Origin of the sequence: Nitrosopumilus zosterae, from assembly GCF_025998175.1 — an archaeon.
Taxonomy (GTDB): domain Archaea; phylum Thermoproteota; class Nitrososphaeria; order Nitrososphaerales; family Nitrosopumilaceae; genus Nitrosopumilus; species Nitrosopumilus zosterae.
Map to the genome: position 1 here is coordinate 1360486 of NZ_AP026695.1, position 14103 is coordinate 1374588.

Annotated in this window: 18 protein-coding genes; 11 read left to right on the top strand and 7 right to left on the bottom strand. The window is 35.1% G+C overall.

Translation table 11 applies throughout. The features are described from left to right. Window positions 1–43 precede the first annotated feature (43 nt). On the top strand, window positions 44–2065 hold the full coding sequence (locus tag OO712_RS08335) for a S8 family serine peptidase (RefSeq protein WP_109876384.1): 2022 nt from the start codon (window positions 44–46) through the stop codon (window positions 2063–2065). Window position 2066: 1 nt separating this feature from the next. Here the strand turns inward: OO712_RS08335 and pckA are convergent, their stop codons facing one another. Further along, the gene (gene pckA, locus OO712_RS08340; RefSeq protein WP_264953973.1) at window positions 2067–3608 is read right to left on the bottom strand and encodes a phosphoenolpyruvate carboxykinase (ATP); all 1542 of its coding nucleotides are present in this window, start codon (window positions 3606–3608) and stop codon (window positions 2067–2069) included. Between the two features lie 211 nt (window positions 3609–3819). On the opposite strand from pckA, the gene OO712_RS08345 reads away from it, so the two are divergent. After that, window positions 3820–4224: a 50S ribosomal protein L32e gene (locus OO712_RS08345; RefSeq protein WP_109876556.1), complete on the top strand. Its 405-nt coding sequence runs from the start codon at window positions 3820–3822 to the stop codon at window positions 4222–4224. Beyond that, a complete protein-coding gene (locus tag OO712_RS08350; RefSeq protein WP_109876386.1) occupies window positions 4208–4663 on the top strand; it encodes a 50S ribosomal protein L19e in 456 nt (151 codons plus the stop codon). The genes OO712_RS08345 and OO712_RS08350 overlap by 17 nt, the downstream gene beginning before the upstream one ends. Here OO712_RS08350 and OO712_RS08355 read toward each other — a convergent pair. Beyond that, on the bottom strand, window positions 4660–4959 hold the full coding sequence (locus OO712_RS08355; RefSeq protein ID WP_109876387.1) for a methylated-DNA--[protein]-cysteine S-methyltransferase: 300 nt from the start codon (window positions 4957–4959) through the stop codon (window positions 4660–4662). The two genes, OO712_RS08350 and OO712_RS08355, sit on opposite strands and share 4 nt — an antisense overlap. Continuing rightward, window positions 4956–5732, bottom strand: a complete 777-nt coding sequence (locus OO712_RS08360; protein ID WP_109876388.1) for a D-aminoacyl-tRNA deacylase — start codon at window positions 5730–5732, stop codon at window positions 4956–4958. The genes OO712_RS08355 and OO712_RS08360 overlap by 4 nt, the downstream gene beginning before the upstream one ends. 39 nt (window positions 5733–5771) lie before the next feature. Between OO712_RS08360 and OO712_RS08365 the strand changes: the two genes are divergently transcribed. Genes OO712_RS08365 through OO712_RS08375 form a run of 3 tightly spaced genes read left to right on the top strand, consistent with a single transcriptional unit; the run spans window position 5772 to window position 6921 of the window. Further along, the gene (locus OO712_RS08365) at window positions 5772–5945 is read left to right on the top strand and encodes a protein translocase SEC61 complex subunit gamma (protein WP_109876389.1); all 174 of its coding nucleotides are present in this window, start codon (window positions 5772–5774) and stop codon (window positions 5943–5945) included. Between the two features lie 2 nt (window positions 5946–5947). Beyond that, window positions 5948–6406 carry a transcription elongation factor Spt5 gene (locus OO712_RS08370; RefSeq protein WP_109876390.1) on the top strand — a complete coding sequence of 153 codons (459 nt, stop codon included), beginning with the start codon at window positions 5948–5950 and terminating at the stop codon, window positions 6404–6406. A gap of 35 nt (window positions 6407–6441) precedes the next feature. Beyond that, window positions 6442–6921, top strand: coding sequence for a 50S ribosomal protein L11 (locus OO712_RS08375; protein WP_109876391.1), 480 nt, complete (start codon window positions 6442–6444; stop codon window positions 6919–6921). A gap of 303 nt (window positions 6922–7224) precedes the next feature. Here the strand turns inward: OO712_RS08375 and OO712_RS08380 are convergent, their stop codons facing one another. Beyond that, window positions 7225–7656: an Lrp/AsnC family transcriptional regulator gene (locus OO712_RS08380; RefSeq protein WP_200829038.1), complete on the bottom strand. Its 432-nt coding sequence runs from the start codon at window positions 7654–7656 to the stop codon at window positions 7225–7227. 190 nt (window positions 7657–7846) lie between these two features. On the opposite strand from OO712_RS08380, the gene OO712_RS08385 reads away from it, so the two are divergent. The 4 genes from OO712_RS08385 to OO712_RS08400 all read left to right on the top strand — a co-directional run bounded on the left by OO712_RS08385 (window position 7847) and on the right by OO712_RS08400 (window position 11121). After that, complete coding sequence (locus tag OO712_RS08385; protein WP_109876393.1) at window positions 7847–8509, top strand: 50S ribosomal protein L1; 663 nt, start codon at window positions 7847–7849, stop codon at window positions 8507–8509. Then, complete coding sequence (locus OO712_RS08390) at window positions 8502–9368, top strand: 50S ribosomal protein L10 (RefSeq protein WP_109876394.1); 867 nt, start codon at window positions 8502–8504, stop codon at window positions 9366–9368. Before OO712_RS08385 ends, OO712_RS08390 begins: the two co-directional genes overlap by 8 nt. 122 nt (window positions 9369–9490) lie before the next feature. Further along, on the top strand, window positions 9491–10369 hold the full coding sequence (locus OO712_RS08395) for a sensor histidine kinase (RefSeq protein WP_264953669.1): 879 nt from the start codon (window positions 9491–9493) through the stop codon (window positions 10367–10369). Window positions 10370–10593: 224 nt separating this feature from the next. After that, entirely contained in the window at window positions 10594–11121 is a 528-nt protein-coding gene (locus OO712_RS08400) for an OsmC family protein (RefSeq protein ID WP_109876396.1), read from the top strand. A 78-nt stretch (window positions 11122–11199) separates the two neighbouring features. On the opposite strand, the gene OO712_RS08405 is transcribed toward OO712_RS08400, so the two are convergent. Then, window positions 11200–11625: a Fur family transcriptional regulator gene (locus OO712_RS08405; RefSeq protein ID WP_264953670.1), complete on the bottom strand. Its 426-nt coding sequence runs from the start codon at window positions 11623–11625 to the stop codon at window positions 11200–11202. A gap of 932 nt (window positions 11626–12557) precedes the next feature. Between OO712_RS08405 and OO712_RS08415 the strand changes: the two genes are divergently transcribed. Further along, window positions 12558–12848 carry a hypothetical protein gene (locus tag OO712_RS08415; protein ID WP_146195977.1) on the top strand — a complete coding sequence of 97 codons (291 nt, stop codon included), beginning with the start codon at window positions 12558–12560 and terminating at the stop codon, window positions 12846–12848. Window positions 12849–12868: 20 nt separating this feature from the next. On the opposite strand, the gene OO712_RS08420 is transcribed toward OO712_RS08415, so the two are convergent. Further along, the gene (locus OO712_RS08420) at window positions 12869–13501 is read right to left on the bottom strand and encodes a trimeric intracellular cation channel family protein (RefSeq protein ID WP_109876400.1); all 633 of its coding nucleotides are present in this window, start codon (window positions 13499–13501) and stop codon (window positions 12869–12871) included. 92 nt (window positions 13502–13593) lie between these two features. Continuing rightward, window positions 13594–13890 (bottom strand): 50S ribosomal protein P1, encoded by a 297-nt coding sequence (gene rpl12p, locus OO712_RS08425; protein WP_109876401.1) that lies wholly within the window; start codon window positions 13888–13890, stop codon window positions 13594–13596. Between the last annotated feature and the right edge of the window lie 213 nt (window positions 13891–14103).

The window sequence follows — 14103 nt, forward strand, 5'->3', positions numbered from 1 at the left end:
AGTAAGCAATTCATTTTTACTTGCAAAAATCATTAAAAAACTTGTGAAATTCCTAGTTTTTTCATTAATCGTAGTTATTGTAAGTGGATTTATTTTGTTTCAAACAGTTCAAACAGAAAACGAATTTCGAGCATATTTGGATAAAAGTGTTCCATATATTGGAACTGACATTCCCAGAATGGAAGGAATTGATGGAACAGGAATTAAAATAGCAGTGATCGATACTGGTGTTGATTTTAATCATCCAGATTTGTTTGGATGGGGACCAAACGGCAAAGTCATAGGAGGATACAATTTCATTGATGAAAATCAGCCACCTCTAGATACAAATGGTCATGGTACTCAAGTAGCAGGGGTAATTGCAGCGGATGGACAAGCAGTCGGAGTTGCACCCAAAGCAAAAATTCTTGCTTACAAAGTTTCAGAGAACGGAGAAGGAGTTGCATCAGATTTGATTATCAGAGCTATTGAAAAAGCCATTGAAGATGAGGCAGATATTATCAATATTAGTTTAGGTGTTAATAGAACAAATGCAAAGATTGAACGTGCAGTTAATCTTGCATTAGAAAAAGAAATTTTTGTAGTGACTGCAGCTGGAAATGACGGTCCTGAATTGCATACAATTGGAAGTCCGGGTAGAAATCACGGTTCCGTAACTGTAGGTGCAACATATAATAACCTCACATCAAGCTTGGTTGCAACATTAGAAGTGGATGGAAAACCATTCACAGTAATTCCAATGATTGGTTCAACAAAATTAGATGTACCAATAACAGGAAAAATAATTTCAGCAGGATATGGAAAAATGGAAGACTTTGAAAAACTCAATGTAAAAGATGCAATTGTAATAGTTGAGAGAGGAAGCGATGTTGAAGGGGAACTGTTGTTTTTTTCAATCAAAGAAAGTAATGCGGCTTATGCAGGAGCCAAAGCCATGATAGTCTATAACAATGTGCCAGGAATTTTTTTGGGTGAACTAATTCATGAATTTATAGAACCAGATTATGCACCACAAATTCCAGTCGTGTCAATTGACAGAGAAGAAGGGTTAAAAATAATAGAATCAATCAAAGAAGAAAAGACTGCATCTTTGCATCTGTTTTACAATCCAGACTTTGTAGCACATTTTAGCTCAAGAGGTCCAGTATCACCATTTTACATAAAACCCGAACTTGTGGCACCTGGGGCATATATCAACACCACACAAAACAATGCAGGATATAATTTCACAAGTGGAACAAGTTATGCTGCCCCTCATGTAAGCGGAGCTGCTGCTTTGTTGCTTCAGAAAAATCCACAACTTCACCACCATGAGATAAAATCATTACTTTTAACTACAGTTGAGCCTGTTTCAGATGCCTACGGTAAGGAATTCTCCCTAAATGATGCAGGTGCAGGAAGATTGGATATAGGAAAAGCGTTTGGGGCCAAATTAATTATCATGCCACCAAATTTTGTATCAACAGCATCAACAGACAATCGAGTGGTTGAAAGACAACTAGAATTAAAATTGATTGAAGGGACATTAGATAATTTGGACATAAAATTTGAAGGGCCTGAATTCATTAAATTTGCGCATATTCTTGAAGGAAATATTTTAAAAATCAAAATGAATATGACTGAAGAAAATTTTGGAGAACATGAAGGAAAAATCATAATCAATCATGACGGAACTAGATACACCATTCCATTTTTGATACACTATACACAAGGTTCAATTTCTGTGAGTCAACAAAATCAAAAACTTTCATTTGATATTTCTTATCCAGGTGAATGGAGTTTTGCAAAGATTTCAGTCATAAACAGCAAAGACGGTAAAGTTGACACTACAACTATGTTACCAAATAAAAAAACAACAATGGAAGTCTATGAGAATGCAGAGTATTGGATTGAGGCAAAAATAAGAACCAATGAAAATACAACAAGTGCATATAATACAATTGAGATAACTACACTACCAGAAAACGTTCAAAGATTAGACATAGACATTCCAACAAAACAAATTGGAATAATTGCAGTAATAGTAGCTGCTGTTGGAATTTTTGGAATTATTAAAAGAAGATAATCTATTGCGTAGCTTTTGGTCCTGCAGCAATTATGTCAGGTGAGACATTTTCAAACCGCTTAAAATTCTCAATGAACATCTCTGCTAATTTTTTGGCAGATGATTCATACAAGTCTTTGTCATCCCATGTGTTTTTAGAATCCAATATTTCTGGAGGAACTCCATCTACTTCAGTTGGAATATCCAAATTAAACAAATCATCATGACGATACTCTACAGTATCCAATGCGCCTGATAGTGCAGCAGTGACCATAGCACGGCTGTACTTGATCTTTATTCTTTTTCCGATTCCATATGGACCACCAGACCAACCGGTGTTTACAAGATAGACTACAGTGTTGTGTTTGTCGATTTTTTCTCCAAGTAATTTAGCGTAAACTGAAGCAGGTCTAGGCATGAATGGGGCGCCAAAACACTCTGAAAATACAGATTTTGGTTCCTTGATACCACGTTCGGTTCCTGCCAATTTACTTGTATAACCAGATATAAAATGAAACATTGCTCCTTCTCTTGTCAATCGAGAAACAGGTGGTAAAACACCTAATGCATCAGCAGTCAAAAATACAATGACTTTAGGATTTCCACCAACACTTGGAATTACTGCACCAGGAATGAAATCTAATGGATATGCAACTCGAGTGTTTTCAGTTAAGGTGTTATCATCGTAATCAGGAACATTATCTTTAAGCACAACATTTTCTAAAACTGCACCAGGTTTGATTGCATTCCAAATTTCTGGTTCTGCTTCTTTACTAAGATTGATACATTTTGCATAACATCCACCTTCAAAGTTGAATGTTCCATTATCAGACCACCCGTGTTCATCATCACCAATCAAACTTCTATTTGGATCTGCAGAAAGGGTAGTTTTTCCAGTACCAGATAATCCAAAGAACAATGCAGTATCTCCCTTTTTGCCAATGTTTGCAGAGCAGTGCATTGGGAATATTCCTCGTTCCGGTAGAAGAAAGTTCATTACACCAAACATAGATTTTTTCATTTCACCTGCATATTCTGTTCCTCCAATCAATACAATTTTTCTTGTCAAATCAATTAGAATAAAGACATCCGTTCTAGTTCCATCAACTTCTGGAACTGCAACAAAGTCGTTAATACATAGAATGGTAAATTCTGGTTCATGGTTTTCCAACTCTTCTTTTGTTGGCCTAATGAACAAGTTTCTTGAAAACATACTTTGCCAAACATGATCATTTATCACTCTAATTGGCAAACGATTAGCGGGATCAGCTCCTACAAAACCATCAAAAACATAAAGCTCCTTGTCATCAACAAACTTTTTCATTTTTTCTAAAAGTTTTTCAAATTTGTCAGATGGGAATTGGTGGTTGATTTTTCCCCAATCAATTGTATCTCGGGTTTTATCATCAAAGACGATAAATCGGTCATCAGGAGATCTTCCAGTATATTTTCCAGTATTTACTGAGAGAGAGCCTGTTGAATTTACCACACCCTCCTCTCTTTCAACTGCAATGCGCACCATTTCTTCAACACTTAGGTTTCTGTGAACTTTGGATGGGTTTATTCCAAATTTAGATAGTTGTGAGGAAAATTTGTCGGTTACTGCAGTACCTACTACTTGAGTCAGAGGATTTTGCCTCCAATAGTGATTTTGTCAATCCCAGGCTGATTCATGAGATATCGATCCGCCCAAAGTTTCCTTATTATCTTTTTCTTATGAGAAACGTATTTTGTATCTAGGAACGTATTTATTCCAAAATTCAAAAGTCAAATTGATGCCTATCAACAAGGACAAGATTGCAAAGAGACAGGAAGTAAAAGAACACAATCCAGACTTTGTTAGACCAGAAAGCTGGCGTTATGTTAGATTACAGACTAATTGGAGAAAACCAAAAGGTATCGATCATCACCAAAGAAAACAAAAGAGTAGAGGTCGTCCAGGACTTGTCAAAGTAGGATATGGAGGACCAAAAGAAGCAAGAGGATTACATCCGTCAGGATATACAGATAATTTAGTTTTCAATTTATCAGATTTAGAAAAACTTGATCCAAAAAAAGATGGAGTGAGATTCGGACACAGTGTTGGTACTAGAAAAAGAAAAGAGATTATTGTGAAAGCAATTGAAAATAAATTCAAAATTTTTAATGCGAGAGTGAGTGCAAGTGGTAGTAAATCTTAACGCAAAGAAAAGACTCGCATCCAGAGTCACAGGTGTTGGGATTCACAGAATTAAGTTCGATACTGATCATCTAGATGATATTGCAGATGCAATTACAAGAGAAAACATTAGAAGTCTCATCACTGCGAATACAATCAAAATTAAACCATTTGTAGGCACATCAAGAGGTAGAGCACAACACAAGAAAGATCAGAAAAACAAGAGAGGTATAACTCAAGGTTCAAAACAAGGTAGAAAAGGTGCAAGGGTTGGAAAAAAAGAAGTTTATGTTGCCAAGGTTCGCTCATTGAGAAGATTGCTAAAGATTGCAAAAGACAGAAAAGACTTGACCAATCCAGAATTCTGGGCACTATACAAGAAAGTGGGAGGCAATACTGTGAGAAACAAAGCACATCTCAGACTCTTAATGGATGAAATCAAAGAGAAGAGAAAAGACTAGAACCTGTAAACCGTATTTTCTAAATTCAAAATTTTACCATTCTTAATTTCAACACCTTCATCAATGAGCATTTTTGTTTTAATGTGCTCCCCATATGCATAGCCACCAATTTTCCCAGTCGACATTACTACTCTATGACAGGGAATAATTACAGGATATGGATTTTTGTTCATGATTTTTCCAACTACGCGTTGTCCGTTTTTTAGTCCAACTGCCTTTGCTAATTCACCATAAGTTGTGATCTGACCTTTTGGCACTTCAAGTAATTTTTTGTAAATCTTTTGTTCAAGATTCAAAGCTTGATTACCTCAAGATTTGTAGTTTTAAGAAGGTCAAGAATTTTTTGTTTGTCAGAACCTAGACCTCTCCAATCTAAAAGTGCAGCAGTTGCCATCTTGTTTTGCGAAATAATGTGGGAAAATAATTCTGTATCAAGATTTTCCAATGCATGTTTTGGAATGACTGTACCTAATGCATATTTTCCATCAAGTAATTCATCAGTAAACTTTGAAGGATAATGAGTTCCACCAAAACAAACTGCAACTGGGTTTTCTGGGATTGGTTCAGACATTACTTGATGAACTAGGGAAGCTACTGAATTACATAAAGATTCATCAGTCCATTGTTTTTCAGTGGTTCCTATCTCAATGAATATTGATGGTTTTGTTAATGCAGAAGGACCATGATGCGTTGCCTCTATGGTAATTTGAAATTCTGGGAATTTGGGTTGGTTTTTCTTCAATGTTTGCAGATATTTCTTTTGAAGATTAGGGTGAGGAATTGCAATTTCTCGATCACGTCCCCCAAACTTTGCTTCAGAAAAATTTCCTGTGCTATGGCATGTCAAAGCCAATTGTCCAGACTCTGCAGCATGTTTTGATAAAAATACAAATCCGTCATAATCATATTTTTCTTCTAACCAATCAGCAGATATGGCAGGGGTTGGAATAATCATCAAGTCATAATATTTTCCGTGGAAAATATCACCATCTTTGGTCATTTCCTTTGAAAGAAATTTGGCCATGTTGTGACCTGCCGGGTCATCTTGATACGCAACTAACAGTTCCATGAGATAAGAGATATAAAGACACCTTATTAATTTCCAGCAATGAACCCTAGGCAGACTTTGAAAAATATGGTAAATACCATGAAAATGGCTAAAAAACCAGACAAAGATGAGTATCAACAGCATCTCAGATTAGTTTTGATGGGAATTGCAGGTGTTGGAGCTATTGGATTTACTATTCAGTTTGTCTTTTCGGTAATTACATTTGGAAGGTAAAATTGTCTGAAGAAATAAAATCACATTTGTTTGCAATCAGAACCACTGGTGGACAAGAAAAAGTGGTAATGCGATTATTAGAAGCAAAGGCTAACGCTAATCAAATTAATATTCAATCAGTGCTGCTAGTTGACAATCTAAAGGGATATGTCGTAATTGAGGCAATCAATCCAAGTGATGCATATATGGCAGTTGAAGGAGTTAGACACATTCGGGGCCAATTAAGAGGAGAATTAGAGTTTAAAGATATAGAAGGATATCTAATTAAGAAATCAACAGTTTCACAATTAGCAGTAGACAACATAGTAGAGATTACAGGCGGTCCATTCAAGGGAATGAAAGCGACAATCACAAGAATTGATGTTGACAAAGAAGAGGCAACCGTAGTTTTGCTTGATGCGTCATACCAATTACCAGTAACAGTAGATGCAAACTACCTAAAGATCTCAAGTGAGGCTTAGGAAGGATTAAATTTTCAATTTGAGTTGACAAGATAATGGGAGAACAAAAAGTATCATCATTAGTAACAGGTGGAGGAGCATCAGCAGGTCCACCATTGGGTCCAGCACTTGGACCATTAGGGGTGAACATCATGGAGGTCATTCAAGCAATTAATGATAAAACAAAAGACTTTGAGGGAATGAAAGTTCCAGTCACAGTGATTGTTAATACAGATACAAAAAAGTACGATATCGAGATTGGCATCCCATCAGCTGCTGCACTGATCATGAAAGAAGCAGGAATTCAAAAAGGTTCAGGTGCTTCAGGTTCTACTTGGGTAGGAGATGTAACATTAGACTCAGTAATCAAAGTAGCAAACACAAAGCTAGAGAAATCTTATGCATCATCACTAAAGTCAGTTGCAAAAACAATCATTGGAACGTGTCTTGCATTAGGAGTCAAAGTAGAAGGAAAGACTCCAAAAGAAATTACAGCTGAAATTAATGAAGGCAAATGGGACGCAAAATTCCAATAATAATTCAGCTCTCAAAATACAAGTTCTTTAAATTTTAAAAAAATTGCAACTAAACATGTCAATTCCCACATACAATGACAAACGCATACAAATCTTTGAAGTAAAATCAGATTCAAATCTCGATGTTTGATCTGTGGAAAAAAACACAATGTTATCACATATCAAAAAAGTTCAGAGAAAAAGTTTCCCACAGACATACTAAGTATTTCAGATTCCTACTTCCATGATTAGTTTCCCAAAGGATAGCAACTAGAGAAACATGGAATCAAAATAAACAGCAGATAATTTATTTCAGATTCAAAGTTATTGGATAAGATAAACTGGGTCTTTGTCTGTTTTTTGTAACTCTACAAAGGTTTCAGAATTTTGAATTCCTGGCACCTTTCCTATTTTTTCAATGACTATAGTATGAAGAGCTTCAAGATCTTTTGCATAGACCTTGATAATAATATCAAATCTGCCAGTAACCTCAGAAATTGATACTACTTCCGGTATTTCCATAAATAATTTGTGAATGGCATCCTTTTGTTTTGGATCTCGATTAATTCCAACTGATGCCTTGACCCCAATTCCTAACAATGAATCATCTATTACAACTGTGAATTTTTTGATCAATTTTTTCTTCATCAATCTCTTGATTCTGCTATATAGTACAGATGCGTTTATTCCAAGTTTTTTAGATAATGTAGGAACAGAAATAGATCCATCACGAGTCAATTCAAAAAGTAATTTCATATCAAGTTCATCAAAACGGTGCAACTTAATCGAAAACAGATTTTATGATTTAATATATGTAGGTTTTGAGAAATAATTCCTCCAGATTTACAAGATTTAATTGAAAAATTGTAATTTTTCTAAAATTGTGGGCAACTAAAAACCTCATTCTCTAAACGATTTTAAGTAGGCTTTTTTGAAAATGTTCGTAATGATCACAGAGACTCAGTTGGCAGACATGATAAAACAAGCAAAGGCTGCTACAAAACCAAAAAAGTTTACGCAGTCAATTGAGTTAATTGCCAATTTCAAAGATATCGATGTAAAGAAAGGATTTGCCCTAAACGAAGTAGTTCAACTTCCAAAGACTACTTCTCCAGCAACTGTTTGCATAATGGCAACAGGAGAGATGGGTCAGAAAGCAAAACAAGCAAATGCAGATTCTGTGATCGGAACTGAAGAATTAGATAAATTTGCATCGAACAAAAGAGAATCTCGAAAATTCATTAACAAATATGATTTCTTTTTAGCAGATACCAAAGTAATGCCAACAGTCGGTAAGACTTTGGGTCAACTTTTAGGCCCTAGAGGAAAAATGCCAACGCCGGTTCCTTTTGATGCACCAATTGACGCATTCTTATCAAGATTTAGATCATCAATCAAAGTTAGAACAAGAGCATCGTTGTCAGTTTCATGCAAGATTGGAGATGAAACAATGGATGACGGAGATTTAGCAATTAATGCACATACTGTTCTTAACGCAATTGAAAAGAAACTACCAAACGGTGAGAAGAACATGAAAAGAATAATGATAAAAACTACCATGGGTAAACCAGTAAAACAAATCCAAGAGGTTAGAAAGAAGTATGCATGAAAATAGAACTTCTTATCCTAAAAGAAAAACTCAGATGTATCAGCAATTACAAGAATTGCCAAAAAAATACAAAGTGATAGCAGTCATTAAATTACACAAGGTTCGCTCTACACAGATTTTACCATTAAGAAAAATCCTCAAAGACGATGTACAATTTGTAGCAATCAAAGACAAGGTTGCACAAAAGGCATTGGATTCACTTGACATTCCCGGAATCAAAGAAATCGCAAAGGATCTAGAAGGACAATGCATGTTCTTGTTTACAAACATGTCACCATTCAAACTCAACGTACTTTTGGCAAAAAATAAAGTAATGATGGCAGCAAGAGGAGGAGACATTGCAAGTATCGACATAGTCGTACCAGCAAAGAATACAGGAATTGCACCAGGACCAATGCTCACAGAATTCAAAGAAGCAGGAATCCCAACAAAGATTGATCAGGGAACAATTTGGATTGCAAAAGACAGCACACCAGTATTGAAGGGAGAGACGATCAACGAAAAATTAGCATCAATTTTAGGTAAATTAGATATCAAGCCAGTAGAAGCAGGAATTTCACTTTACACGGCATTAGAGGAGGGTCTCAAGTATGCAGAAGAAGAAATGATTATAGATGTTGAAAAGGTCAGAGCACAATTCTCACAAGCTCACCAAGAAGCAGTATCACTGTCAATTGAGGCAGCATACATCACAGCTGATAACATTTCACAGATTCTCACAAAGGCGGCACAATATGCTCGTTCATTATCCATAGAATCAGGATTTATGACAGATGAGACAAAGGAACAAATCTTGCAAAAAGCAAATGCGCAGGCAAGAGCAGTAGCAGGCCAAGCAAAAGACTACACACCAGCATAACCAAAGCCAATCAAAATTACAATACAGCAGTATTCTGAAATAACTACACCTACAAACTGCCATAAATCCATGTATTTTTAAAGTTCAAGATTTTTCAAACATCAATGCCGATTTTCTTAGACATGCATGAATTGGGAGACTATACCAAAGAACAGTTAGTTGCAGGACTTGAAGAGGATGCAGACGAGTTCGGAGTTTTGGTTCACCAGATGCTTTTTAATGAAAAAGAGAATATCTTACATTGTATTTGTACAGCACCAGATGTAGCGGCCATAGAAAAACATCATGAAAAATTTAATGTGAAATGCAAAAAAATTATTCCAATTAACCAGATAAAAACAGACAAAGTTATCAAAGAAGAGAAATTAAAAACTATTGGAGAACTTTCATCCAGATTGTCACATGACATAAGAAATCCTTTAACTATACTTCAAACATCTTTGGACGTTTTAAGATCAAATAATCCAGAGACATATGAAAAAAATATTTCAAGATTCAATACAATGTATGATGCAATAAAACGAATAGATCATCAGATATCAGACGTGTTAGGATTTCTTGGTACAAGAAAACTGAATTTTACTGAAACAGATCTAGATGATATTTTAAATTCAAGTATAGAAGGAATGAAAATTCCAACTCAAATAGTTGTGGAGATGCCTCAAAACAAAATTTCGCTTAATTGTGATTTTGAATCTATGAGAACAGTTTTTTCAAATATCATTCTTAATGCAATTCAGGCAATGAATGATACTGGGAAAATTATCATAAAAGCACTCAAAAAAGAGGATTCCATTTCAATATCTTTTGAGAATTCAGGACCGGCAATTCCAGAGAAAATCATCTCAAAAATATTTGATACTTTGTTCACTACAAAGCAAGAAGGTACAGGTCTTGGTCTGGTAAGTTGTAAAAATATTGTGGAACAGCATGGAGGCAAAATTGAAATTAAAAACAACCCCACTACATTCACTGTTATTTTACCTCAAAAAATAAAATAAAAGGCGATTATTACAAAATTATTCTGTCTTTTCCGAGATTTTTTTATTCTATTCACGGATTTAGTTCCTGATAACGATTCTACTTACAAATATGACAATAGTTTTCCGACATTCTTGCGGCGAAGGTTGTAAATGCATATCATGTCATTAGAGAAATAATCCCACAAACAGTTCAGTTGATTTTAAATTGGGTAAGAAAATAACCAATCACGGAATGATGGCTCTTGACAAAAATTAACAATGTAGATCTTGACAAAGTTGCAAATACCATAACAATGGGAAAAGAAGACAAAAAAACGCTAAGAAAACCAGTCAAGATGCAAGGTGAGTGGAATTTAGACTCCAATTCAGAATTTCAATTCAAAACAGAACTGCCTTTTGAAAAGGGAAGTCAAGTAATTGAGATTGATTCGCCATCATTTTTGGGTGGAGATGGTAACAGACTAGGCCCAATGGCGTATTGTATTGCAGGAATAACATCTTGTTTTGTAGGCACATTTGTAGGAATTGCAGCCAATCAAGGCATAAAATTAACAAAACTAAAAGTAAATACAGAATGCAACATCAATTTTGCAAAGACCTTTGATTTATCAGAAGAACCAATCACCGAAGGAATTAATTTTAAAATAGATGCTCAAAGTGAAAATGCAGATAATCAAAAACTACAAGAAATACTGAATATGGCAGAAGAACGTTGTCCTGCCATGTACAGCATGACTCATAAAATTAACATTGATGCAAAAATTGTGTAATTCATTATTCAGAGATTAAGAAATGCACAAAAAATCTCAAAACACAGTGTAATTAAGCAAAGTTGGTTTTTTAAAAATCTATTTCATTTTAGATTTACAATTATGACAATAACCATATAATTCAAAATTACTCTTCAAAATTAGATATTTTGATTTTTTTGCGGCCTTTGCTTGAATCTCTTTTAGAGAGTCTTCATCAACATCATCAATTTTACCGCATTTCATGCAGACCAGATTGATATGTTCATCAATATGAGCATCAAACCGTGCTCCTCCTTCTACCTCAATTTCGTTTACAAGTTTTTTTTCGCGGAGCAGATCTAGTGTTTTGTCGACTGTAGACAGGCTTACCATGGGGTATCTCTTTCTAACAACCTTGTGAATCAATTCAGCGCTGGGATGATCTTCAGTTTTAAGCAGATAATCCACTATCGCTATTCTCTGAGGCGTAATCCTAAACCCTTCATCCCTCAATGATGAGACTATTTCCTCTAGATGTTGCATGATACTGTACCACTGCGATCCTATTTAATATTTATTTGTTATTAAGAATAATTCCTAATAGATAATAACACTTAATTAGGAATAATTCCTAATAACAGTATGCTAATTCAAGATTTACAATTTGGTTCAAATAAGAAAACGGTAAATGAAGCAATCAAAATTTGTGTTAATTGTGGAAACATTGCTGTAAATATCCAAAATCACAGAATATTCTGTAAGAACTGTGGTTCATTTTTTAAGGTGGAGAAAAAGCATGATGAGTGAGCATTCCTGTAGAAGTGTATGTGGGTATTATGATGCCGATGCAAAATTTAGAAATTCAGTGAATAACACATTTAGGAAATATTGTGCAGTTTGCAATTTAGAATTAATTTCAAGATATTCTGTTTGCCCCTGTTGTCACAAATATTTTGAGGGTGTAAAATAATGGGATATTCTTGTAAAGGCATATGTGAGGAGTTCAGGGGAGACAAAATTCCAAACGGTTCAAAATATGAATATGGGCAAAAAAGATGTACATTGTGTAGTATTTTTTTGAGTGTATCTGGGGTTAGATGTCCATGTTGTAGTGTTCTTTTGAGAACAAAACCCAGAGGCAAAAGATCATAAAAAATCATTTGCACTAGTTATGGGGTCTTTATTGCTATAGTATTTGTCGACATTCATATTCCACACAACATTTGACATGTCCAATAATTTTGTAAGTACATGCATTCAGCGTAGGTTGTCTTAGACATATTGGATAAATGCATAAGTTGGCATGCATGGCAAATTCTCGGCAGAGTTTTTCAAAGACAAAAATGAAAGGGATCAAACCAATTCTGCATTATTTAGAAAAACCTGATCCTATTCGGATGAATCAATGGATGGTTTTGATTAAAAATTTGTTCATTTTTTTGTGCAATTTTTTACAACAATTAAGAAACTAAATAATGAAATTTATCTTCGATATAGTGAATTGGTTATCTGTGCATTCAGACATACGAGAAGAGATTAAGAATTTAGAAGATAACATTTTACGATTAGAAGACAACATTGCAGAGTTTTTGAGTATGAAATATGATGAGGGAGTCAAAAAATTACTTCACTCACTAGAATCAGATTTAAAATATCTGAGCATTCTTGCAAACGGGGCCCCAATTGACAAAAACGAAGATAGAAAGATCATGGATTTTTTAAGAACACATTATGCACGTTTGCAAAAATTATCTGTTCCAGCATGATGTTTTATTTTTAAAATAATTCAAGTTTCTCTAACTTTGGGCAAATTCCAGTGATACTTCATTGCAAGTAATCGAATTCCAGTAGCAGAAACGATTCCAATAATTGATGCGATTTGGATTTCCATACCAGAAGATAAAGCAACATAAAAGATTACAATTCCAATAATTGATGCTACTGCATACACTTCTTTTACAAACACAATTGGAATCTCTCTTACAAAGACGTCCCTTAGTATTCCACCACCAATTGCAGTGATCATTCCACCAAAGAGCATTGGAAGGAAATTCAATCCAACTACATGATATGCAATTGATGCCCCAAGTATAGAAAACACACCCAATCCCACTGCATCGAAAACTAGCCATACATTCATCTGTTTTTTCATTTTGGCAAAAACAAAGAACATGGAAGCACCTGTGATGACAGTAATAGAGACATAGATCGGATCTGAAAAAGCAGTTGGGAATCGTCCAAATATTACATCACGTGTCACTCCACCACCAACACCAACTACTGTTGCCAAAACTATGATTCCAAAGACGTCAGCTTTATGAGAGATTGCTTTGGAGGCTCCTGTTACCGCAAATGCAATTGTGCCTAGATAGTCTAAAATACTGATAAAGCCATCTATGGGAAAAGAGAAATCTACCAATCATTACAATGGCAGAAAGATTACTAATTAAGATTAATGAAGATCGAGCTAGAAAAAATAAAGATCAAAAATTAAATTGAAAAAAGATTTGTTTAGCCAAATAGTGAGGATAATCCTTCCATGGCTGCTTCTTCGGTTTTACCTTCATCTTTAGGTGCTTCTTCTTTCTTTGCTTCACCGGCTGCCTCTGCTGGGGCGGCTGCTGCAACTGCTACAGGTGCGGCTTTGACTGCCTCATCGATGTTAACATCGGCTAGGGCTGCTACTAGTGCTTTAACTTGAGCATCATTTACCTCTGCTCCAGATGCTTTAACAACTGATGTGAGGTTTGCTTCGTTAACTTCTTTGTCTAGTTTGTGAAGAAGTAAAGCAGCGTAAACATATTCCATTATATCGAGATTTTCTTAGTGCATAATATAAAACTATGGAGATCTCAGGTTCTGTTTCGTTGTCGGTTTCCGAAAGGGGTGTTACCTAACGGTTGCTAAATTTTCTACTAATTCCTTTTTGAGAATTGGTGGGGGTGTATTTGTTTGATAGAAAATATATTAACATTCGTTCTAGTTTGTGGATTAAGTTTTGGCTGTTTCCTATATGGTAGA

What these genes read in the sequence shown, in the direction of transcription:
- OO712_RS08385 (WP_109876393.1), top strand. Translation starts at nt 7,847, where the DNA reads ATGATCACAGAGACTCAGTTGGCAGACATGATAAAACAAGCAAAGGCT.
- OO712_RS08390 (WP_109876394.1), top strand. Translation starts at nt 8,502, where the DNA reads ATGCATGAAAATAGAACTTCTTATCCTAAAAGAAAAACTCAGATGTAT.
- OO712_RS08360 (WP_109876388.1), bottom strand. Translation starts at nt 5,732, where the DNA reads ATGGAACTGTTAGTTGCGTATCAAGATGACCCGGCAGGTCACAACATG.
- rpl12p (WP_109876401.1), bottom strand. Translation starts at nt 13,890, where the DNA reads ATGGAATATGTTTACGCTGCTTTACTTCTTCACAAACTAGACAAAGAA.
- OO712_RS08365 (WP_109876389.1), top strand. Translation starts at nt 5,772, where the DNA reads ATGAACCCTAGGCAGACTTTGAAAAATATGGTAAATACCATGAAAATG.
- OO712_RS08380 (WP_200829038.1), bottom strand. Translation starts at nt 7,656, where the DNA reads ATGAAATTACTTTTTGAATTGACTCGTGATGGATCTATTTCTGTTCCT.
- OO712_RS08345 (WP_109876556.1), top strand. Translation starts at nt 3,820, where the DNA reads ATGCCTATCAACAAGGACAAGATTGCAAAGAGACAGGAAGTAAAAGAA.
- OO712_RS08415 (WP_146195977.1), top strand. Translation starts at nt 12,558, where the DNA reads ATGAAATTTATCTTCGATATAGTGAATTGGTTATCTGTGCATTCAGAC.
- OO712_RS08395 (WP_264953669.1), top strand. Translation starts at nt 9,491, where the DNA reads ATGCATGAATTGGGAGACTATACCAAAGAACAGTTAGTTGCAGGACTT.
- OO712_RS08375 (WP_109876391.1), top strand. Translation starts at nt 6,442, where the DNA reads ATGGGAGAACAAAAAGTATCATCATTAGTAACAGGTGGAGGAGCATCA.
- OO712_RS08405 (WP_264953670.1), bottom strand. Translation starts at nt 11,625, where the DNA reads ATGCAACATCTAGAGGAAATAGTCTCATCATTGAGGGATGAAGGGTTT.